The organism is Arthrobacter sp. TRD_SC_6, from assembly GCF_055361185.1.
In genome coordinates, this window is record NZ_CM143953.1 from 1,272,414 (window position 1) to 1,291,025 (window position 18,612).

Below are 18,612 nucleotides of genomic sequence, written 5' to 3' on the forward strand. Positions count from 1 at the left end.
GCTCCATGCTTCAGTCCGTCGCAGCGATTGTCCTCCCGCCGGTTGCCGCCTTCGAGTTCGGCGTGGCGTGCGAGATTTTCGGTCTCGACCGCTCCGGCCGCCAGGATGGCGTCCCCGACTTCGACTTCCGGGTCTGCACACCCCACCCCGGGCTGTTGCCGGGCAAAACTGGCTTCTCGCTCGAGGTGACACAGGATCTGACTGCAACAGAGACCGCTGACCTCGTGCTCATGCTGCCGTACACGGTCAACTCTCCCTGCCCGCCCGAAGTACACGAAGCGCTCCGAGCGGCCCACGCCCGTGGAGCCTGGGTGCTCTCGGTGTGCAGCGGCGCGTTTGTACTGGCCGAGGCTGGACTGCTCAACGGACGACGTGCAGCAACGCACTGGATGTACTCGCAGCAGCTCGCGAGAAAGTACCCGGAAGTCACCGTCGACGAGAACGTCCTCTACGTCCAGGACGGCAACATCATCACCAGCGCGGGCACGGCTGCCGGAATCGATGCCTGCCTGCACCTTGTGCGCACCGAGCTCGGCGCTGCCACTGCAACGAGCATCGCTAGATCCATGGTCGTCCCGCCGCACCGGGCGGGAGGGCAAGCGCAGTACATCGACCGCCCGGTATCCGTAGTCGAGTGCGACACCCTCGAGGACGTCCTCGTCTGGATGGACGCGAACCTCAGCCTCGAGCACTCGGTCAGTGCCCTCGCCGTTCGCGCACACATGTCCGAGCGCACCTTCGCCCGCCGCTTCAAGGCAGAAACGGGTACGACGCCGGCCGCCTGGCTCACTGCCCAGCGTGTCCTCCGCGCGCAGAGCCTGCTCGAAAAGACCGATCTCAGCATCGAGGCCATCGCCCGCGAAACGGGCTTCGGTCAGGCGGTGCTGCTGCGCCACCATTTCCAGCGGGCACTTGGCACCAGCCCGGCCGCTTACCGGCGAACGTTCCGTGGAACCACCACGGAACCTAAACAACCCGCAACCGAACTGACATCCGTCTAAAGCTGAAAGGCACCCATGCCCCACCAGAATGATCCCGCGACCATCCAGAAGCTGATGACCACGCCGGGCCGCTGGGCCGTCGTCGGGCTTTCGAGCAACCCGGCCCGCCCGGCAGTGGGCGTGTCCAAATTCCTCATCGACCGGCTCGGCATGGACATTGTGCCCGTGAGCCTGAAGGGGGACGAGGTTCACGGCCGCACCGGCTACAAGACGCTGCAGGAAGCGCGGGACGGCCAGGGTGAGATCGACGTCGTCGACTGCTTTGTGAACAGCCAACGCGTGGGCGCAGTGGTTGACGACGCGATTGCGATCGGTGCCAAGGCTGTATGGCTCCAGCTCGAGGTGATCGATGAAGCAGCAGCCAAGCGTGCCGCGGACGCCGGGCTCAACGTCGTCATGAACGCCTGCCCGGCAATCGAAGCGCCACGGCTCGGGTTGTAGCGGCTACATCTTTTCCAGCGGAGCGCGCACGATGCTGTAGACGCCGTAGGCAATCAGCCCTACAGCGATGACTCCCAGTATCAGCTCGCCGAAGGGCTGTTCCTGGAGCGACTTGAGTGCGCCGTCAATCCCGGTTGAGTCCTCGGGGTCAGCCTTCACCGTCGCAACAATGAACAACAGGCCAAGCACTGCCAGTGCAACACCCTTCGCGCAGTAGCCGACGGCGCCCGTGACCTTGACGGCCGTGCCCCACGGCGGGCGGGGAGTCCGCTGCAGGTCCTCAAGAAATTTCCGCTTGGCACCCTTGTAGATGTAGTAACCGCCGATCCCGATGACGGCCGCGCCCAGCACAACGAGCAGGGTTGCCCCGGCCGGATTCGCCATCAGGGAGGAGGTGAACTGCCGCGTCGTCTGCCCGCTGTCCGTCGATCCGCCAAGCGCGTAGATCCCGAATCCCGTTCCGATCGCAGCGTAGGCAATGGCCTGCCCGATTGCCTTGAGTTTTCGGCCCCACTTCTCCTTGGATTCCCGTTCATTCCACGCGAACGCTGCCTCACTGAGCTGGAACAGGGCCAGCGCCAGGCACCCGATGAAGCCGAACCACAACAGGAACACTCCACCCGGCTGCGCGGCAAGGCGTTCCATGGCACCCGACTGGTCGGCTTCCCCCTCGCCGCCCATGGCGATACCAATGGCAATGAAACCGATCACGATATGCATGAGGCCGTTCGCTGCGAAACCCAACCGGGCAGCGGTCTCGAACGCCGTCGAATCGGCGGCGTCTTCAGCGCCGTCAGCAACCTTCCTCGCTTGCTGGCCGAGGTCTCCCATGTGCACTCCTTGGTATGTGGTCCCTCTATAGTGTCACCGGTTGGCAGTACGCTCGTGGTGTGGATGCAGTACAGCTTCGGGAAACCTGCCTCGCGATGCCGGGTTCGTTCGAGGACTTCCCCTTCGGACCTGACGCTTCAGTGTTCAAGGTGCGCGCACCCGGCGGCCCGGCGAAGATGTTCGCCCTGTCAGACCTTGAGGCCCCCGCGCTCTCGGTGAGCCTCAAGTGCGAGCCGGCACTCGCTGAGCAGTTGCGCGCGGCCCACCGTGAAATCACGGGTGCGTATCACATGAACAAAACCCACTGGAACGGTGTTGACTGCACCGGTTCCCTCCCCGATGGGATGCTCAAAGACATGATCGAAGACTCCTATGACCTCGTAGTCGCTTCCCTGCCCCGGAAGGACAGGGAATCACTCGGCTGGGCCAGGCTTGCAAGGGGCGCTGATGCCTGAGCTTACGTACTCCACAGTCGGGCTCACCAGGGCTGGTGCGTGGCCCGCTGGTTTTCGTCCGCTTCAGCATCGCATCCTGGTCGGGCAGGGCGGTATCGCTTTCCGCCAGCTCGCCGACGGAATCATGACATTCAACCTTCATCGCGGCGCTGGGTTGCGGGTAAAAGCGGCCCAGCGGGCGGTAGTCGGCGGGCGTGTGGTGGTGGGCTTCGGCGTCGGGGCCGTCCGGCTGGAGGCGCCCTGCCGGGTGGTGTGGGTTGAGGAGATCCAGACTGAGACCAACACGAACGACGACGACGACGGCGCCTCCCGCCGCGCGGGTTTTGCCTACGGCACCCTGCCGGGTCACCCGGAGGCAGGGGAAGAAGCCTTCATCGCTGAGATCACAGCCGATGGCCAGGTGTACTTCGAGGTGAGGGCGTTCAGCCGCCACTCGAACTGGTTCTACCGGCTCGGTGCGCCGATAGCCAGAACCTGTCAGTGGCTGGCCACCCGCGGGTACCTGCGGGCGGCGCGTCGCCTGGCCCGCACACCGTCATAGCGAAACACCGTACTCGCTCCCGGCGGACCAACCACCTCGTATCCGGCCCGGAGAAGCACCCCGGCTGACTCCTCAGACTGTGCATGCGCCTCAACCATGAGCACCCCCGGGTGGGACAGGGCATACTCCGTCACGCAGCGTAAAGCTTCCAGCGCGAAACCGTTGCGCCTGCGAGACGGGACGATCCCGTAAGCGACCCCCACCACGCCGTCCTGTGGCGGACCGTCAAACCCGACCGTCCCAATCACAACACCCGTGCCCCGCTCCACGATGAGCCACACCCCAAAGGCTGCGCCGCCGTCGTGCAGTAGGCCGGCTTCGAGAAGATGACGGGCTGAGTCCACGTCCATCGGCTGCGGGAAGTCAGCCGCCCATGAAGGGTCACGCAGCCCCCGGGCCAGGGAGGTCACGTGGGAGGCGCGCATTGGAACCAGGCTCAGACGTGCACTACTCAGCTCGAACGGGGTGACCATCTACGCGATCGTCGTTTGATAGAACAGACCGAGCAGCGCGATTAGCGGTGGTACGCCCTGAACCAGGGCCGCAATCCAAAGGCCGCGCACGGTCAACACCAGAACGACGGCGGCCAGCACCATCGAGGCCAGCGCGAGGACAATCATGCCGTACCCCGCCAGGGTGCCGGTAAGTGCCAGCCCGACAATCACTCCGCCCGCAAGGAACAGGTTGTAGAAACCCTGGTTGAAGGCCATCGGCTGCATGATTTCGGCGTGCTCCTGGGAGTGGACACCGAACTTCCTCCACACCGATGGATGGCGCCAGCGAACAGATTCCAGGACAAAAAAATAGACGTGCAACAGGGCCGCTATCAAAGCAAACAGCGCACTGATAAGCGGAAACGTTGTCATGAGGCAACCTTATCCGCTGGCCACTGGCAACCTCTCCTCGAGCTCGTAACGATCCGGACAGGGTTCAGGCACGTCCAAGCTGTTAGGCCGGGCTACAGCGGGTAAAAACTCGCTCAGGATAGCGAGCAGTCCGGTGAGGTGACTGTCGCGCTGAGGCTCAGTTCGCTCTGGTTCTTGGCGCGTAGAAGGAATGTGGCGGCGTGCTGGTCTTCGGCCTCGGTGGAAATCCAGCCGCCGCCGGCCGTCTGCACATCCGAAAGCTCCGAGAAACCATGCTCGGCCAGCACCCCTGACACGGCTTCGACCGTCCGGACCCGGTTGTCGGGCATCAAAACGTGGATGTCAACGGTAATGTTCTGCAGGAAGAGCACGCATCTTCCGTCGTCCTGAAGCCCCACCGAAGGAGTGTCGTTGGAATTCGCTACGACCGTCGCATCCGGGTAGGCCCTTTGAAGAGCGGCCGCAACGTCCTCGAGCACTCCCGCGTACGTGCTTTGGGCATCTTCCAGGTCCAGTGGAGGTTCTGCTGTTGAACCCGAACAGCCCGACAGCAGCAAACCCGCCCCCACCACTAACGCGCTCGGACCCGCCACACGCCTTTTCCCCATATCAAGTGCCTTCCTTGTGCCCGTCGCTCCAGCCTAGCGGGCTCCCTCCGGCCCTGGGATGGGCAGCTCTGCCCATCGCGCCGGCCTTAAGTGGCCAGTAGCTTTTGCAGTAGAAGTGGGAACAAACCGAATCGGATCAGACGGAGTGCTGGAGGCTCATGAGTGACCTTTTGGGAGCCAATCCCGAGCAGCTGAGACAGTTGGCTCGGCAAATGGGTGACAGCGCCGATCGCATTGCCTCCGCTGCTGCTGCGCTGCACTCGGTGGTCGAGCACTCGCCTTGGCAAGGCCCGGATGCCTCTGCCTTCCGCACCACCTGGCGATCGTCGCATCGCACTCAGCTGCTGCGTTGTGGCGACCTGCTGCGGAACAACTCCCAGCTGCTGCTGACCCAGGCAGATGACCAGGAACGCGCAAGCTCTAGCGACACTGCAGGCTCGGGCGGCAGTTCGGACGGGCCTGGAGACGCTGACAATCCCGTGGTCAACGCCGGAAACAAAGAAGACATCCCCGGCAATCCGGATACCAGCGAAGACCACGAGCCCATCGACACTCCCATCTCCGAAAACCCGGAGGACCTGCAGCCGGAAGATATCGACCAGGGCGCGCTCGCAGACTGCTGGTTGCTCGCCGGTCTCGGGGCCGTCGCCGGGCAGGACCCAGAATTCATCGCCGAGCACATGACACTGAACGAGGACGGCACCTATACCGTGCGCTTCTACGACGACGGCGAACCCGTGGACATCACCGTTGATCCCACGCGCGTCCCGGCATACGCTGGCGACCCGAATGGCCAGCCGAACTTCGCCACGATTTACGAGAAGGCCGCAGCAGAGTTCTTCGGCGGCAGTTACTCCGACATCGAATACGACGACCCGCAGCGCGCCCTCGAAGCCATCACCGGGCAAAATTCGCAGACCGAGGGTGGATTGAGTTTCGACCAGATCGAAGATCGAATGGGTGGCGGTCCCGTTGTCGCATCAAGTGCACCCGGCGACCAAGGGTTCTTCGACCTCTGGCCCGACGAGGTGGAACATGACCAGATCGTGACCAACCACGTCTACATCGTCGAGGGGATCGAGGAACGAAACGGCGAACGAATGATCCACCTGCGCAACCCCTGGGGGCCCGACGGCGGTACGGCTTCGGACGGCGAGCAAAAGGTCGGGGACATCTGGCTCACCGAAGAGGAATACCTTGAGAACTTCCCCAGCGTCAGCTCGATCGAGTAGGGCAGGTTATGAGTTCTGAAACGGAATCGACAGTTCAGCTGAAGCAGGGCGCGCAGCTGAAGCACCACGGGGCCCGCATCGGCTTGATGCGGGTCGGCGCGCCCGGAGGAGTACCAACAGCGAAGCTCTCCGTACGCACCGCGGCGAGCACCGACGTCGTAGACCTCCAACTTGGCGAGTCAGCGCCGTGCGGTGAGTACGGCAGTGTCACGCTGGTGGATGTCGTGGCACCCAACGCGGAAGCCACACGCGGCGCGGCCATACTGCAACTGGACGCCTGACTACCGATTTGGAGCACAGAAACCAGCACGCCCCCGGCGCCTCAACTGGTTACCGTTTGGCCTGGTTGAACGGCAGGGAGCGTGCTTCCCGTGTGGACAGATTTCAGCCGAAGTACTTCGGAAGAGTTGCCTCGTGGGCGTCCTTGAGCTCGGCAAGCGGCAGCGTGAAATGCCCCTGAACGTCCAGGGCCTGGTTCTCAACGTCCACCACACCGATTCGGATTCTCGGGAAGTTCCGCGCGGTACACATGTCGTTGAACCGAACCTCTTCCGAACGCGGAACCGAGACGATGGCTCGTGCCTGGGACTCCGAGAAGAGCGCCGTGAACGGATCGATCCCGTCCCGTTCGCACAGTTCGTCAATTCCGATCCGCGCGCCAACACCGAAGCGCAGCACCGCCTCGGAAAGCGAAGCAGCAAGGCCACCCTCCGAGAGGTCATGGGCGGCATCGATCATGCCGTCCCGCGACGAGTTCACCAGGATTGCCGCGAGCGTCTTCTCGGCGTCGAGGTCCAGCGCGGGCGGCTGCCCGCCAAGGTGGCCCCGCAGGTTAGCCCATTCCGAGCCATCGAGTTCATCCCGCGTGGTTCCGAGCAGGTAGATGGCCTGCCCGTCCTCACGCCAGCCCGACGGCGTACGGCGGGCGACGTCGTCGAACACGCCAAGGACACCCACCACCGGGGTGGGGTGGATGGCAACGCCGCCGGTCTGGTTGTACAGCGACACGTTGCCGCCGGTGACTGGAACTCCGAGCTCCTGGCACGCATCGGCAAGGCCGCGCACAGTCTCGGCGAACTGCCACATGACCTCGGGGTCCTCCGGCGAGCCGAAGTTCAGGCAGTCCGTGACGGCCATGGGCTTAGCACCCGAGGTGGCAACGTTCCGGTACGCCTCGGCGAGGGCCAGCCGCGCGCCGTCGTACGGGTTGAGGTATGAGTACCGCCCGTTGGCGTCGGTGGACAGGGCAATGCCCAGGCCGGTCTCCTCGTCGACGCGGACCACTCCGGCGTCGTCGGGCATAGCCAGTGCGGTGTTCCCCTGCACAAAGCGGTCGTACTGGTTGGTGATCCAGTCCTTGGAGCACATGTTCGGTGAAGCCATGAGCTCCAGAACAGCCGCACGCAGCAGCTCACCGGTAGCCGGGCGCTCGCCGCTGAACGAATCCGCCTGGACGTCGTCCAGCCACTCGGGACGGTTGTAGGGGCGTTCGTAGACGGGGCCGTCGTGGGCAACGGTGCGGGGATCGACGTCGACAATCTTCTCGCCGTCCCATTCGATGATGAGCCGCCCGGTGTCCGTGACTTCACCGAGCCAGGAGTACTCCACAGCCCACTTGTCCATAATGGCCTCGAACGCTGCAACGTTTTCCGGCGTCACGACTGCCATCATGCGTTCCTGCGACTCGGACATGAGGATCTCACCCGGGGTCAGCGATGGATCGCGCAGGAGGACGTTGGTCAGCTCGACGTGCATGCCGCCGTCCCCATTCGAAGCCAGCTCCGACGTGGCGCAGGAGATTCCCGCGGCGCCGAGGTCCTGAATGCCCTCGACCACCGAGGCCTTGAACAGTTCCAGGCAGCACTCAATGAGCACCTTCTCGGCGAAAGGATCGCCAACCTGGACGGCAGGGCGCTTCGAAGGCTTGGCGTCGTCGAAGGATTCCGAGGCCAGCACCGACGCGCCGCCGATGCCGTCTCCGCCCGTGCGCGCGCCGAAAAGCACCACGCGGTTGCCGACGCCGGACGCATTGGCCAGCCGGATGTCCTCGTGGCGAAGCACGCCGACTGCAAGCGCGTTCACCAGCGGGTTGCCTTGGTAGACGGAGTCGAACACCACTTCGCCGCCGATATTCGGGAGGCCGAGAGAGTTGCCGTACCCGCCGATTCCGGACACTATTCCGTGAACCAGCCGCGCGGTGTCGGGGTGGTCGATGGCTCCGAAGCGCAGCGGGTCCATGACCGCCACGGGACGCGCACCCATCGAGATGATGTCGCGGACGATGCCGCCGACGCCGGTCGCAGCACCCTGGTAGGGCTCCACGAACGAGGGGTGGTTGTGGGATTCGACCTTGAAGGTCACTGCCCAGCCGTCGCCAATGTCGACGACGCCGGCGTTCTCACCGATGCCGACGAGGAGGTGCTCCTTCATGGCTTCGGTGACCTTGTCGCCGAACTGGCGCAGGTGGACCTTTGAGGATTTGTAGGAGCAGTGCTCACTCCACATCACCGAGTACATCGCGAGTTCGGCGGCGGTGGGACGGCGACCGAGGATCTCCACGACGCGCTGGAACTCGTTTTCCTTCAGGCCAAGCTCTGCCCAGGGGAGATCCTGCTCCGGGGTCTGCCCGGCATGCTCAACGGTGTCGATGTTGAACTTTTTGGTGGTTGTCTCAGTGCTCACTTATTGACCAGTTTCTGCAGTACCGAGGTGAAAATTCCGAGCCCGTCCACGCCGCCGCGAACATCCACGGGACCGAGCGCCGACGAATCCGGGCCAAATCCAGCTTCCACCGCATGCTCGGGGTGGGGCATGAGGCCAACCACGTTGCCGTGCTGGTTTGTGATGCCCGCAATGTCTCGACGGGAGCCGTTGGGGTTTCCGCCCACATAGCGGAACACCACGCGGCCTTCACCCTCGAGTTCATCGAGGGTGTGTTCGTCAGCAACGAACTGGCCGTCCTGGTTCTTCATCGGGATGACCACTTCATCGCCATCCGAGAACGACGACGTCCAGGCCGTAGCGCTGTTCTCGACGGCCAGGCGCTGGTCGCGGCACAGGAAATGCAGGTGGTTGTTCTTGATCATCGAACCGGGCAGCAGGTGCGCTTCGGTAAGGACCTGGAACCCGTTGCAGATACCCAGCACAGGCAGGGAGCCACCGGACGCGGCGGCAGTGATCTGCTCCATCAACGGCGCGAACCGCGAAATTGCACCGGCGCGGAGGTAATCACCGTAGGAGAAACCGCCGGGAATGATGACTGCGTCAACGTCCTTGAGGCTGTGATCAGCGTGCCAGAGTGCGACGCCGGTCCCTCCTGCGAGCCGGACGGCACGGAGGGCGTCGCGGTCGTCGAGCGAACCGGGAAACGTCACCACACCGACACGGACGCCGGCCAGGCTCTCATCCACAGCTTCGGCGGCTGTTTGGCCGATCAGGGGAGTTTCGATGGTCACTGTGCGTCCTCGATGACCTCGACCCGGGTCACATCCTCGATCACCGGGTTCGAGAGCAGGGTAGCGGCCGCGCTGCGCGCGTGCTCCAGGACCTCTTCGGTGATGTCGCCTTCGACGGTGAGCTCGAAACGCTTACCCTGGCGGACTTCGGCGAAGCCGGTAAATCCGAGCCGGGGGAGGGCGCCGGCGATGGCCTTGCCCTGCGGGTCGAGGATTTCAGGTTTGGGCATAACGTCAACGACGATCCGGGGCATCCGGCAACTCCTGTGAAGTGTAAACACTGCGAATAGGTGCGGTTAAAAGCAGTTGCCCGGCGGGTGCCGTCTCACGCTTGGATGATTGACTCCAGACGAAGTCCCTGACGCGATCCAGCGCTCCGCGAGCTTGCCGTCCCATTCTACCGGCGCTCGGGGGCATCACGTGACCTGTGACGCGAGGCGCGAAAGTGGCGCAAAACAGTAGATCCCTCCCGGTTTCCGGAAGGGATCCACTGCTGTTCGAAGGGCGACCTATTGTGTTCCGGATGTACCAAGAATCGACGAGAGCGAATTCCAGCGCGCAATCTCGCAACCGTCAGTCGCGGCGAAGGAGGCCATGACGCGCCTGCCGTCGACCATGCCCTTGACGGTGGCCGTCTGCGGTCCGCCGTACTGCTGGGTGCACATGCGGTTTGGATCGCGCTGAGCGGTGAAGAACTCGGCTCCGAGTTTCCTCACCGTTTCGCAGGCAGCTTCCGCATTCGGCAGGGTTGTAGCTTCCCCGACCCCATCCTTGGTGCACTCCAGGGTGTACTCAGTGGGAGCGGATTCAGGTGTCTGCAGGATGGTGATGGACAGCATCGCGGTTCCGACGGCTGCCGGATCGCTGGGCATGGTGGGGGTGGGTTTGCCGGTTTCGGAAGGCATGGTGGAGTCCGTTTCAGTTGGGGAACCGGATGGCGAATCGGTAGGTGAATCGGTCAGGTCTTCTGAGGTGTCGGGTGCGTCGCTGGAGGTCGGCGCGGGGGTGAGTTCAGCGCCGGGCGTGTCCCCTGGAGACCCGCACCCAGCCAGCAGCACCGTCAGCACGGCACACACCAGTAAGTGCGGACTGCGTATTGAAATCATGGGTAACCTCCTTGTTGCCCTCAATGTTTCACCGCGCCTGAAGTTCCGTTCCGGTCTGGACATCCTGCACCAGATCGCTGACGCGCTCACTCAACTGTGCACGAAGTTGCTGTGATTCCGCCGAGAACAGCCGCTGAGCGCGCACATAGTCCGCCCGCCCCGGTGGCGTCTCGATGGCAATCGGCGGGTATCCCCACTCGCTCAGGTCATACGGCGAGGCCTGCATATCCATGATCCTGATCCGCCAGGCAAGCTCAAAGCAGTCCATGACCAGTTCGCTCGGCAACGCGGGAGTGAGCTTGTAGGCCCATTTGTAGAGATCCATGTTGGCGTGGAGGCAGCCGGGCTGTTCAAGGTTTCGCTGTGTTTCACGGGTGGGCTGCAGTTCGTTCAGCGGACCGGCCTGCGGCGTGTAGAAGCGGAATGCGTCGAAGTGTGAGCAGCGGATCCGGTTTGCCTCGACCACTTCGTCGGTCCCACTTGCCCCCAGCCGAAGGTTCAGGTACTCGTGGCGGATCGAATTCTCTTCCGAGCGGTAGGCCATTGCCCACTCGTGCAGGCCAAAGCAGCTGAACTGTCCTGGGCGTGCGGCTGTTCCCCCGAGGATGACCTGCGCGAACTTCACGGCCTCGCCCCGGGCCGCAAGGAAACTGGCGGGATCGCAGGTAACGGCGTCGTCGTCGTTCGCTATGCCCAGAGCCTCACGCTCAGCCGAGGTAAGGCGGCGGTAGAACTTCCAGGCGGCGCGTTCGACGGCGGCCGGTCCGGTCAGGACGGTACGCGCCCCCGGGTGCCACCGCAGGAGCTGGGCAGGTTTCTGCGTGTAGTAGGTGAAGAGGAAATCTTCCACCGGATGCGGCCGCCGTTCAGACCGGCGCTCAAGGTAGGGCTCGGTGTATTTCCGGACCCGCGCGGCGTGGGCGGAGGCCAACGGGAGCCACTGGTCCTCGATGAGAACAGTGGTGGTTTGCATATTTACATTATGGCCCCGATGCCTGAGGCAACCAGTGCATTACCATGGTCGACCGAATAAGTTAATGCACGACCGTTATGGAAACTGTATTTTGCTCCAAACCCCCGCAAACGGGCAGGCAGCACCCAGCTCGACAAGATAAATGTCCGGGCGCGGGGGTAGCCTGTTCGAGGCTTAGGTGTGATTCAGGGCACAATCCGTCTCCCGCTCAAGCTGCTTTCAGGCCGGCAGGTCCGGCCGCTCGTTCGATGAAAGGTAACCAGAGCGTGAAAGACCCCCAACAGAAGACTCCGCGGGCAAGCGGATTGCGAAGGGCTACAGCTCTCGCCGTCGGCCTTCCGCTGATTCTCGGTTCCATGGCGGCTCCGTCTGTCGCCGCACCCAACGGTCCCACTGCCACCCAGCAGGTCCAGCCAGTCAAGAAGGTTAATCCGAAGGATTACCCTGACGGTCGCTACATCGTCGTGCTCAATGAAGCGCCGGCGGCGACCTACGACGGCGGCGTTGCAGGTATCGCAGCGACCAAGCCCGAAGCAGGCGAGAAGCTCAATGCTGAGGACGCAAACGTCCAGAAGTACCAGAAGCACCTTGAGAAGAAGCAGAAGGCAGTTGCCGCCGAAGAAGATGTGGACATCAACCGCACCTTCACCGCCGCGATCAACGGCTTCAGTGCCCAACTGACCTCGGACCAGGCGGTTGAACTCGCCAAGGATCCACAGGTTCTCATGGTCGCTGAGGACGTCGAGTACGCCCCGGATGCCTACACGAGCATTGACATCCTGAACCTGCCCGGCAAGAAGGGCGCCTGGAACACTCAGTTCGGCGGAGTGAAGAACGCGGGAGCTGGCACCGTTGTAGGTGTCATCGATACTGGTTACGCACCCGACAATCCTTTCTTCCAGGGCAAAAAGGTCAAGCCCCTGAAGGGGAACCAACAGCCCAAGGTCGGCGAGCCGTACCTCGACGCTGACGGCAACATCGCCATGCTGAAGGCTGACGGCGGAACATTCGTTGGCGAGTGCCAGGCAGGCGAAGGCTTCACCGGAGAAGAGTGCAACTCCAAGGTTCTCGCGGCGCAGTACTTCGCGGACGACTTCGTGCGCTTCGTACCCGAGGGAAACCGCGCTCCTCAGGAAGTTCTTTCCCCAGTCGACATCGACAACCACGGAACCCACACTGCCAGCACCGCAGCCGGCAACAACAAGGTGACCCAGGTTGTCGACGGCCGCGACTTCGGTCAGTCCTCCGGTGTCGCTCCAGAGGCCAAGCTCTCCATCTACAAGGTTTGCTGGGCTGACACGGACCCCAACACCGGCGGTTGCTACGGCTCCGCTTCGATTGCCGCAATCAACCAGGCAATCCTCGACGGCGTAGACGTCCTGAACTTCTCGATCTCGGGAAGCACCACCACAACCACTGATCCCGTCTCGCTTGCGTTCCTTTCCGCAGCGTCGGCAGGTATCTTCGTGGCTGTGTCGGCCGGGAACTCTGGCCCGACTGCCAGCACCGTCAACCACGGCGGCCCCTGGCTGACCACAGTTGCGGCGAGCACCTTCAGCCACGCGCTGCAGGGAACTGCCGAGTTCTCCGACGGAAGCAAGTTCCGTGGAGCCAGCGTCATGAGCCAAGGTGTTGCTGCCAGCCCTGTCGTTCTTTCCGCCAATGCTGCTGCCGCAGGTGGCACCGACGCCGCACTGTGCGCACCGAACTCGCTTGACCCCGCAAAGGTCACCGGCAAGATCGTCGTGTGTGACCGCGGAGTCTACGACCGCGTGGCCAAGTCCGCTGAAGTTGCCCGCACGGGCGGCGTCGGCATGATCCTGGTGAACCTGACTGACTCCTCCATGGACTCGGACCGGCACGCCGTCCCGACCATCCATGTCAACGCTCCGCAGGGTCCGGAACTGAAGGCAAAGGTTGCTGCCAACCCGAACCTCACCGTTGCCCTTGTCCCTGAGGACACCACAGGCCTGCCCCTGCCTCCAGTTCCGCAGGTCGCAGGATTCTCTTCGCGCGGCCCGCTGCTGGCTACCGGTTCTGACCTCCTGAAGCCGGACATTGCGGCTCCTGGTGTTGCAGTACTTGCCGGCGTCTCCACCGTTGGGTCCAACGGCGAGCAGTTCGGGTTCCTCTCCGGAACCTCGATGGCTTCGCCGCACATCGCTGGTGTCGGCGCACTGATCCTGGCCGAGCGCCCGGACTGGTCCCCTGCAGCAGTGAAGTCGGCGATGATGACCACTGCTGATTCGCTCAAGACCGCCCAGGACGGCGTGGACGGCGACGTCTTCGCTACCGGTGCTGGCCAGGTTGACCCCTTGAACGTTCTCAATCCGGGCCTGATTTACGACGCCGGATCGCGTGAGTACCTTGAGTTCGTGAAGGGCACTGGCGTTCCTGTAAACATTGCGGGTCTGAAGGCTACCGAAGCGAAGAACATGAATGTTCCGTCCTTCGCACTCGGCAACCTGACCGGTAAGGTAACCGTCACCCGAACGGTCACCGCTCTCGAAGCAGGTATCTACGCGGCCAAGGTGAACGTACCCGGCGTGAACGTTACCGTTACACCGTCAATCCTGAATTTCAGTGCTGCCGGTGAAAAGCGCACCTTCCAGGTGACCTTCGAGAATGCCAGTGCACCGTTGGGACAGTTCGCCAAGGGTTCCCTGACCTGGGAAGGCCAGGGCAAGGTTGTGACCTCCCCGGTTGCGGTTCGCCCGCAGTCCGTGGTTGCGCCTGCCGAGGTTTCCTTCAGTTCAGCTGGTCCTGACGGCAGCGGAACCATCGACGTCACCTCGGGAACCAACGCCCCGATCAACATGACGATCGACGGTCTCTCCAAGGCCAGCCGTGAGAACCTCTCACTGGTTCCCGGGCCGGTTGAGGTAGCGAACGATGCGTCGAACTTCCTGACTGAGGTGGAGGTTCCAGCCGGAACTCCGTTCGCCAAGATGTCGGTGATATCTGCCGATGACACTGCGGACTTCGATCTGTTCGTCTTCAATCCCAGGGGTCAGCTCACCCAGGTGGCTACCGCATCGGCCAGCGAGACGCTGACCCTTCGGAACCCCATCCCAGGTACTTACACCGTTGTCGCCAACCTGTATGCAAGCACCGACGGTCGTGCAACCGCGGCAACGTTCGACGCCGCGGTACTGGGCGCCAACCAGGGCAACGCGACAGTGACTCCGAACCCGTTGCAGCTCGCAAACGGAACCAAGGGCAAGGTCACTTTCAACTGGACCGGGCTCGAGCCAGGATCCTACGTAGGTCGAATCACCTACCAGGGATCCACCAACGTCACCTTCGTAAACGTGACGGTGAGCGGGTCCGGCACAGCAGCTGTGGCACCGCTGCCGCAGGTAAACGGAGCTGACAAGCTGCCTTCCGGCCCCAGTGAGGACATCACCCCCACGATCGGCAAGTAGCTAGAAAGCACCACACTCGCACCAGCAAAGTACCCCCACAGCCCAATGGGACTGCGGGGGTACTTTCGTGCTGGGTGCTGGGTGCTGGGTGCTGGGTGCTGGGTGCTGGGTGCTGCGGCTGCTAGCGCCCGGTGCCAGCGTAGACGGTAGCGACGTCGTCGCCGTCGAGCTCGAATGCCGCGTGCACGGCCCGCACTGCGGTGTCGAGCAGTTCGGCGCTGGTGACTACCGAGATGCGGATCTCGGAGGTCGAGATCATGTCGATGTTCACGCCGGCGTCGGAAAGGGCGCGGAAGAACTTGTAGGACACGCCAGGATTGGATCGCATGCCAGCGCCGATGAGTGAGAGCTTGCCAATCTGGTCGTCGTAGTCGATGCCCTCGTAGCCAACCTCGGCCTGGGCTGCCTTCAACGCGGCCAGCGCATCAGCGCCCTCGACGACGGGCAGGGTGAATGAGATGTCTGTGTGCCCGGAACCGTGCGTTGAGACGTTCTGCACGATCATGTCGATATTGGAGTGCGCACCAGCCACGATCCTGAAGATCTCAGCTGCCTTGCCAGGAATGTCCGGCACGCCGACTACGGTGACCTTCGCTTCGGAACGGTCATGGGCAACACCGGAGATGATCGGCTGTTCCAAGGGTTCTCCCTCTTGAATCTTGATGGTGTCGTCGGGGCTGGGCAGAACCCAGGTGCCTTCGAGCTGGCTGAAGGATGAGCGGACGTGCAGGGGCACGCCGAATCGGCGGGCGTATTCGACGCATCGCAGGTGCAGGATCTTGGCTCCGGAGGCGGCCATTTCGAGCATCTCTTCACTTGAGATGGTGGCGATCTTCCTTGCGGTGGCCACCACCCTGGGATCGGCCGTGTAGACGCCGTCGACGTCGGTGTAGATCTCACACACGTCAGCATCCAGGGCTGCCGCCAGGGCGACGGCGGTAGTGTCCGAGCCGCCGCGGCCGAGGGTGGTGATGTCGTTGCTGTCCCGACTCATGCCCTGGAAGCCGGCAACGATCGCGATGTCGCCCTTGTCAATGGACGTCTTGATCCGGTGCGGTGAGACGGCGATGATCCGTGCCTTGCCGTGAATGGCGTCCGTGATCATCCCGGCCTGGCTGCCGGTGAATGACTGCGCGTTCGAGCCGGATTCATGGATAGCCATCGCGAGCAGCGCCATCGAAATGCGCTCACCTGCACTGAGCAGCATGTCCATTTCGCGGGGGTTCGATTCGGTGCTTACCTGCGCTGCGAGGTCGAGCAGTTCGTCGGTGCTGTCTCCCATCGCGGAAACCACCACGACCACCTGGTTACCGGCCGCCTGCGTCTGAACCACACGCTTGGCGACACGCTTGATGCCCTCGGCGTCCGCGACTGAGGAACCACCGAACTTCTGAACAATTAAGGCCATGCGCACGCTCGCTGAATACTTGTGAAACAGTGTCCGGCGGCGTCTTCGGCGCCCGAAACAGGTCGATGGATAGGACAGGGGAGTTGCCCAGCGAACTGGACATGCACGGCGGTAGCCGCATCGACCATCTTAACGGTTACCAGAAGACGCCCCAACTGTGCGTCGAATTATGCAGCAAAACGGCGCCTCCTTGCTAGGGTCACTTCATGACCAATGGGTATGGGGGAATCATTGCCAAGGGTATTCAAAGGAGCTTCGGCTCCGTCGCGGCTGTCCGCAACATCGACTTCGAGGCGCCGCCCGGTGAAGTGACGGCGCTGATCGGGCCCAACGGGTCCGGAAAAACCACGCTGCTCCTGATGCTGGCGTCACTGCTGGCTCCCGATGCAGGCTCGCTCACAGTCGGTGGGTTCAACCCGCTTGAGGACGCCGCAAGCGTCCGCCGCCGCGTAGGTTGGATGCCGGACACGCTTGGTGTTTGGGAATCGCTGAGGGCACGCGAAATCCTCACCACCGTGGGTGCACTGTACGGAATGACGACGACGGCGGCGGGCAAGCGCGCTGACGAGCTGCTCGCCGAAGTGCGACTGGGCGACTACGCCGAGGCGCCTGCGAGGATACTCTCCCGCGGCCAGCAGCAGCGGCTCAGCCTGGCACGGGCTCTCATTCACGATCCTGAGGTGCTCCTCCTCGATGAGCCTGCATCCGGCTTGGACCCGGGATCACGGATTGAACTGCGGGTACTGCTCAGACGGCTCGCCGGGCAGGGTAAGACGGTGGTGGTTTCCAGCCACGTGCTCTCCGAGTTGGACGAGATCGCTGACCGTGCTGTCTTCGTCAACCGCGGGGAATCGGTGAAGAACCAGACACTTGATGAAGCGGGAAGGCAGTCACGCCGGTACTGCATCCAGGCGGAGCCGATGGGCCCGCTTGCAGATGCCCTGACAAGCCACGGGCTCGCCTTCGAGGAGCGGGGTGACTCGCGTCGCGTCGAGTACCAGGTACTGCTCAGCAGCACTGAGCAGGCAGCCTGGCTGCTTCGCACCCTGGTGATGACCGACGTCGTCGTCACAGCCTTTGCGCCCGCTGGCGGCGCCCTCGAAGAGACCTATATGAGCCTGGATACGGATCGGCAATGAGCACAGTGAAGTCTGAGACTCTGGAAGAAGCGCGCACCCAATCGCTCGGGTACTGGACCGGCATCCGAACCATCTTCAGCCTTGAAATGAGGCAACGGCTTCGGGGCCGCGCATGGTACGTCATGCTGCTGATCTGGTTTGTCATCATCGGGCTGGTGTTCATGCTCGCAACGATGACCATGGGGTCAATGCCCGGGAGCAACGGCCCGATCCTGTTTGAGCTGATCGTCGGGTTTGTCCTGTTCTTCGGACTGCTGCTTGCGCCGGGACTGTCGGCGAACGCCATCAACGGGGACAGGGCTGCCGGAACGCTTGCCATTCTGCAGGTGACTCTCCTGACGCCAGGCCAGATCCTTTGGGGTAAGTGGCTTGCGTCCTGGGTGGCTTCACTGGGATTCCTCGTGCTGAGCGCACCGTTTATCTTCTGGTCGCTGGCCCTTGGAGGCGTCAACCCGGCTGAAGCGTTCGTGTCGCTGCTGATGCTCGCGGTTGAGCTGGCGCTGGTCTGTGCTCTTGGCGTCGGTATCTCCGCGCTCGCAGGGCGCCCCCTCTTCTCGATCGTGACCACGTACATGGTGGTCGCAGCGCTGGCGCTTGGTACTGTCATCGCCTTCGGTCTCAGTTTCACCCTCGTGGAAGAGAAAAACGCCCAGGTTACGCAGTCCTACCCGGATTACAGCAGTCAGGGTTTTGACACTAACGGCGTTCCGGTCGATGAAGAGGTTGAGTGCATCACGGAAACAGTCTCGATGAGCGTCTGGCACTCAGAACGGATCGCCTGGCTGCTTGCCGCGAATCCTTTTGTCGTGGTTGCCGACGCTGTGCCTTACGACAGGGACGCGAACCAGCCGGAGCCTGATCCCTCCGGTTACTCCTACCGCACGCCAGGTGTCATGGAAAGCATCAGCGAACAGGTTCGGAACGCACAGGCCGGGCCGGATTACAACGTGACGTGCGAGGAGTCGCAGTTCTTCGGCGGCTCCGGCCGGGACATCGAGAACGAACCGTTCCCCATCTGGCCCCTCGGCCTCGCACTCCAGGCTGGCCTCGCGGGACTTGTGCTTTGGCTTGGCCACAGGAAACTGGTGACCCCTGTCCGTCGGTTGGCAACGGGAACGCGGATCGCCTGAT

At 63.0% G+C, this 18,612-nt stretch carries 19 protein-coding genes; 9 read left to right on the forward strand and 10 right to left on the reverse strand.

Going from position 1 to position 18,612, the window contains the following annotated elements:
* Positions 1 to 5 precede the first annotated feature (5 nt).
* Both ACWA1U_RS06290 and ACWA1U_RS06295 read left to right on the forward strand, forming a co-directional pair.
* Positions 6 to 1,001, forward strand: a complete 996-nt coding sequence (locus ACWA1U_RS06290) for a helix-turn-helix domain-containing protein (RefSeq protein ID WP_463724489.1) — start codon at positions 6 to 8, stop codon at positions 999 to 1,001.
* A 15-nt stretch (positions 1,002 to 1,016) separates the two neighbouring features.
* A complete protein-coding gene (locus ACWA1U_RS06295) occupies positions 1,017 to 1,442 on the forward strand; it encodes a CoA-binding protein (RefSeq protein ID WP_463724490.1) in 426 nt (141 codons plus the stop codon).
* Between the two features lie 3 nt (positions 1,443 to 1,445).
* On the opposite strand, the gene ACWA1U_RS06300 is transcribed toward ACWA1U_RS06295, so the two are convergent.
* Positions 1,446 to 2,273 carry a DUF1206 domain-containing protein gene (locus ACWA1U_RS06300; RefSeq protein WP_463724491.1) on the reverse strand — a complete coding sequence of 276 codons (828 nt, stop codon included), beginning with the start codon at positions 2,271 to 2,273 and terminating at the stop codon, positions 1,446 to 1,448.
* A 59-nt stretch (positions 2,274 to 2,332) separates the two neighbouring features.
* Between ACWA1U_RS06300 and ACWA1U_RS06305 the strand changes: the two genes are divergently transcribed.
* The gene (locus tag ACWA1U_RS06305) at positions 2,333 to 2,728 is read left to right on the forward strand and encodes an MmcQ/YjbR family DNA-binding protein (RefSeq protein ID WP_463724492.1); all 396 of its coding nucleotides are present in this window, start codon (positions 2,333 to 2,335) and stop codon (positions 2,726 to 2,728) included.
* Positions 2,721 to 3,269, forward strand: a complete 549-nt coding sequence (locus ACWA1U_RS06310; RefSeq protein WP_463724493.1) for a DUF1990 family protein — start codon at positions 2,721 to 2,723, stop codon at positions 3,267 to 3,269. Before ACWA1U_RS06305 ends, ACWA1U_RS06310 begins: the two co-directional genes overlap by 8 nt.
* Here ACWA1U_RS06310 and ACWA1U_RS06315 read toward each other — a convergent pair.
* From ACWA1U_RS06315 to ACWA1U_RS06325, 3 genes are all read right to left on the reverse strand, one after another.
* Entirely contained in the window at positions 3,206 to 3,742 is a 537-nt protein-coding gene (locus tag ACWA1U_RS06315) for a GNAT family N-acetyltransferase (protein WP_463724494.1), read from the reverse strand. The two genes, ACWA1U_RS06310 and ACWA1U_RS06315, sit on opposite strands and share 64 nt — an antisense overlap.
* Entirely contained in the window at positions 3,743 to 4,135 is a 393-nt protein-coding gene (locus ACWA1U_RS06320) for a DUF1304 domain-containing protein (RefSeq protein WP_463724495.1), read from the reverse strand.
* Between the two features lie 113 nt (positions 4,136 to 4,248).
* On the reverse strand, positions 4,249 to 4,743 hold the full coding sequence (locus tag ACWA1U_RS06325) for a hypothetical protein (protein ID WP_463724496.1): 495 nt from the start codon (positions 4,741 to 4,743) through the stop codon (positions 4,249 to 4,251).
* Between the two features lie 158 nt (positions 4,744 to 4,901).
* On the opposite strand from ACWA1U_RS06325, the gene ACWA1U_RS06330 reads away from it, so the two are divergent.
* Both ACWA1U_RS06330 and ACWA1U_RS06335 read left to right on the forward strand, forming a co-directional pair.
* Entirely contained in the window at positions 4,902 to 5,975 is a 1,074-nt protein-coding gene (locus ACWA1U_RS06330; RefSeq protein WP_463724497.1) for a C2 family cysteine protease, read from the forward strand.
* An 8-nt stretch (positions 5,976 to 5,983) separates the two neighbouring features.
* Positions 5,984 to 6,256, forward strand: a complete 273-nt coding sequence (locus ACWA1U_RS06335) for a hypothetical protein (RefSeq protein ID WP_463724498.1) — start codon at positions 5,984 to 5,986, stop codon at positions 6,254 to 6,256.
* A gap of 103 nt (positions 6,257 to 6,359) precedes the next feature.
* Here the strand turns inward: ACWA1U_RS06335 and purL are convergent, their stop codons facing one another.
* From purL to ACWA1U_RS06360, 5 genes are all read right to left on the reverse strand, one after another.
* On the reverse strand, positions 6,360 to 8,657 hold the full coding sequence (gene purL / locus ACWA1U_RS06340; protein ID WP_463724499.1) for a phosphoribosylformylglycinamidine synthase subunit PurL: 2,298 nt from the start codon (positions 8,655 to 8,657) through the stop codon (positions 6,360 to 6,362).
* Entirely contained in the window at positions 8,654 to 9,430 is a 777-nt protein-coding gene (gene purQ, locus ACWA1U_RS06345) for a phosphoribosylformylglycinamidine synthase subunit PurQ (protein WP_463724500.1), read from the reverse strand. Before purQ ends, purL begins: the two co-directional genes overlap by 4 nt.
* Complete coding sequence (gene purS, locus ACWA1U_RS06350; protein ID WP_459327534.1) at positions 9,427 to 9,684, reverse strand: phosphoribosylformylglycinamidine synthase subunit PurS; 258 nt, start codon at positions 9,682 to 9,684, stop codon at positions 9,427 to 9,429. Before purS ends, purQ begins: the two co-directional genes overlap by 4 nt.
* Positions 9,685 to 9,939: 255 nt before the next feature.
* Entirely contained in the window at positions 9,940 to 10,536 is a 597-nt protein-coding gene (locus ACWA1U_RS06355) for an SSI family serine proteinase inhibitor (RefSeq protein WP_463724501.1), read from the reverse strand.
* Between the two features lie 28 nt (positions 10,537 to 10,564).
* The gene (locus ACWA1U_RS06360; RefSeq protein WP_463724502.1) at positions 10,565 to 11,509 is read right to left on the reverse strand and encodes a 3-methyladenine DNA glycosylase; all 945 of its coding nucleotides are present in this window, start codon (positions 11,507 to 11,509) and stop codon (positions 10,565 to 10,567) included.
* A gap of 248 nt (positions 11,510 to 11,757) precedes the next feature.
* Between ACWA1U_RS06360 and ACWA1U_RS06365 the strand changes: the two genes are divergently transcribed.
* Complete coding sequence (locus ACWA1U_RS06365) at positions 11,758 to 14,934, forward strand: S8 family serine peptidase (RefSeq protein ID WP_463724503.1); 3,177 nt, start codon at positions 11,758 to 11,760, stop codon at positions 14,932 to 14,934.
* A gap of 121 nt (positions 14,935 to 15,055) precedes the next feature.
* Here the strand turns inward: ACWA1U_RS06365 and ACWA1U_RS06370 are convergent, their stop codons facing one another.
* Positions 15,056 to 16,342 (reverse strand): aspartate kinase, encoded by a 1,287-nt coding sequence (locus ACWA1U_RS06370; RefSeq protein ID WP_463724504.1) that lies wholly within the window; start codon positions 16,340 to 16,342, stop codon positions 15,056 to 15,058.
* 206 nt (positions 16,343 to 16,548) lie between these two features.
* On the opposite strand from ACWA1U_RS06370, the gene ACWA1U_RS06375 reads away from it, so the two are divergent.
* Together ACWA1U_RS06375 and ACWA1U_RS06380 are read left to right on the forward strand one after the other, a co-directional pair.
* The gene (locus ACWA1U_RS06375; protein WP_463724505.1) at positions 16,549 to 17,481 is read left to right on the forward strand and encodes an ABC transporter ATP-binding protein; all 933 of its coding nucleotides are present in this window, start codon (positions 16,549 to 16,551) and stop codon (positions 17,479 to 17,481) included.
* A complete protein-coding gene (locus ACWA1U_RS06380; protein WP_463724506.1) occupies positions 17,478 to 18,611 on the forward strand; it encodes an ABC transporter permease in 1,134 nt (377 codons plus the stop codon). The genes ACWA1U_RS06375 and ACWA1U_RS06380 overlap by 4 nt, the downstream gene beginning before the upstream one ends.
* Position 18,612: the final 1 nt, after the last annotated feature.

Bases quoted from the DNA above. Each gene is read 5' to 3' on its own strand.
- ACWA1U_RS06375 (WP_463724505.1), top strand. From the start codon at position 16,549: ATGACCAATGGGTATGGGGGAATCATTGCCAAGGGTATTCAAAGGAGC.
- ACWA1U_RS06325 (WP_463724496.1), bottom strand. From the start codon at position 4,743: ATGGGGAAAAGGCGTGTGGCGGGTCCGAGCGCGTTAGTGGTGGGGGCG.
- ACWA1U_RS06295 (WP_463724490.1), top strand. From the start codon at position 1,017: ATGCCCCACCAGAATGATCCCGCGACCATCCAGAAGCTGATGACCACG.
- ACWA1U_RS06320 (WP_463724495.1), bottom strand. From the start codon at position 4,135: ATGACAACGTTTCCGCTTATCAGTGCGCTGTTTGCTTTGATAGCGGCC.
- ACWA1U_RS06355 (WP_463724501.1), bottom strand. From the start codon at position 10,536: ATGATTTCAATACGCAGTCCGCACTTACTGGTGTGTGCCGTGCTGACG.
- ACWA1U_RS06290 (WP_463724489.1), top strand. From the start codon at position 6: ATGCTTCAGTCCGTCGCAGCGATTGTCCTCCCGCCGGTTGCCGCCTTC.
- ACWA1U_RS06360 (WP_463724502.1), bottom strand. From the start codon at position 11,509: ATGCAAACCACCACTGTTCTCATCGAGGACCAGTGGCTCCCGTTGGCC.
- ACWA1U_RS06335 (WP_463724498.1), top strand. From the start codon at position 5,984: ATGAGTTCTGAAACGGAATCGACAGTTCAGCTGAAGCAGGGCGCGCAG.
- ACWA1U_RS06380 (WP_463724506.1), top strand. From the start codon at position 17,478: ATGAGCACAGTGAAGTCTGAGACTCTGGAAGAAGCGCGCACCCAATCG.
- purS (WP_459327534.1), bottom strand. From the start codon at position 9,684: ATGCCCCGGATCGTCGTTGACGTTATGCCCAAACCTGAAATCCTCGAC.
- ACWA1U_RS06300 (WP_463724491.1), bottom strand. From the start codon at position 2,273: ATGGGAGACCTCGGCCAGCAAGCGAGGAAGGTTGCTGACGGCGCTGAA.
- ACWA1U_RS06365 (WP_463724503.1), top strand. From the start codon at position 11,758: ATGAAAGGTAACCAGAGCGTGAAAGACCCCCAACAGAAGACTCCGCGG.
- ACWA1U_RS06330 (WP_463724497.1), top strand. From the start codon at position 4,902: ATGAGTGACCTTTTGGGAGCCAATCCCGAGCAGCTGAGACAGTTGGCT.
- ACWA1U_RS06315 (WP_463724494.1), bottom strand. From the start codon at position 3,742: ATGGTCACCCCGTTCGAGCTGAGTAGTGCACGTCTGAGCCTGGTTCCA.
- ACWA1U_RS06310 (WP_463724493.1), top strand. From the start codon at position 2,721: ATGCCTGAGCTTACGTACTCCACAGTCGGGCTCACCAGGGCTGGTGCG.
- ACWA1U_RS06370 (WP_463724504.1), bottom strand. From the start codon at position 16,342: ATGGCCTTAATTGTTCAGAAGTTCGGTGGTTCCTCAGTCGCGGACGCC.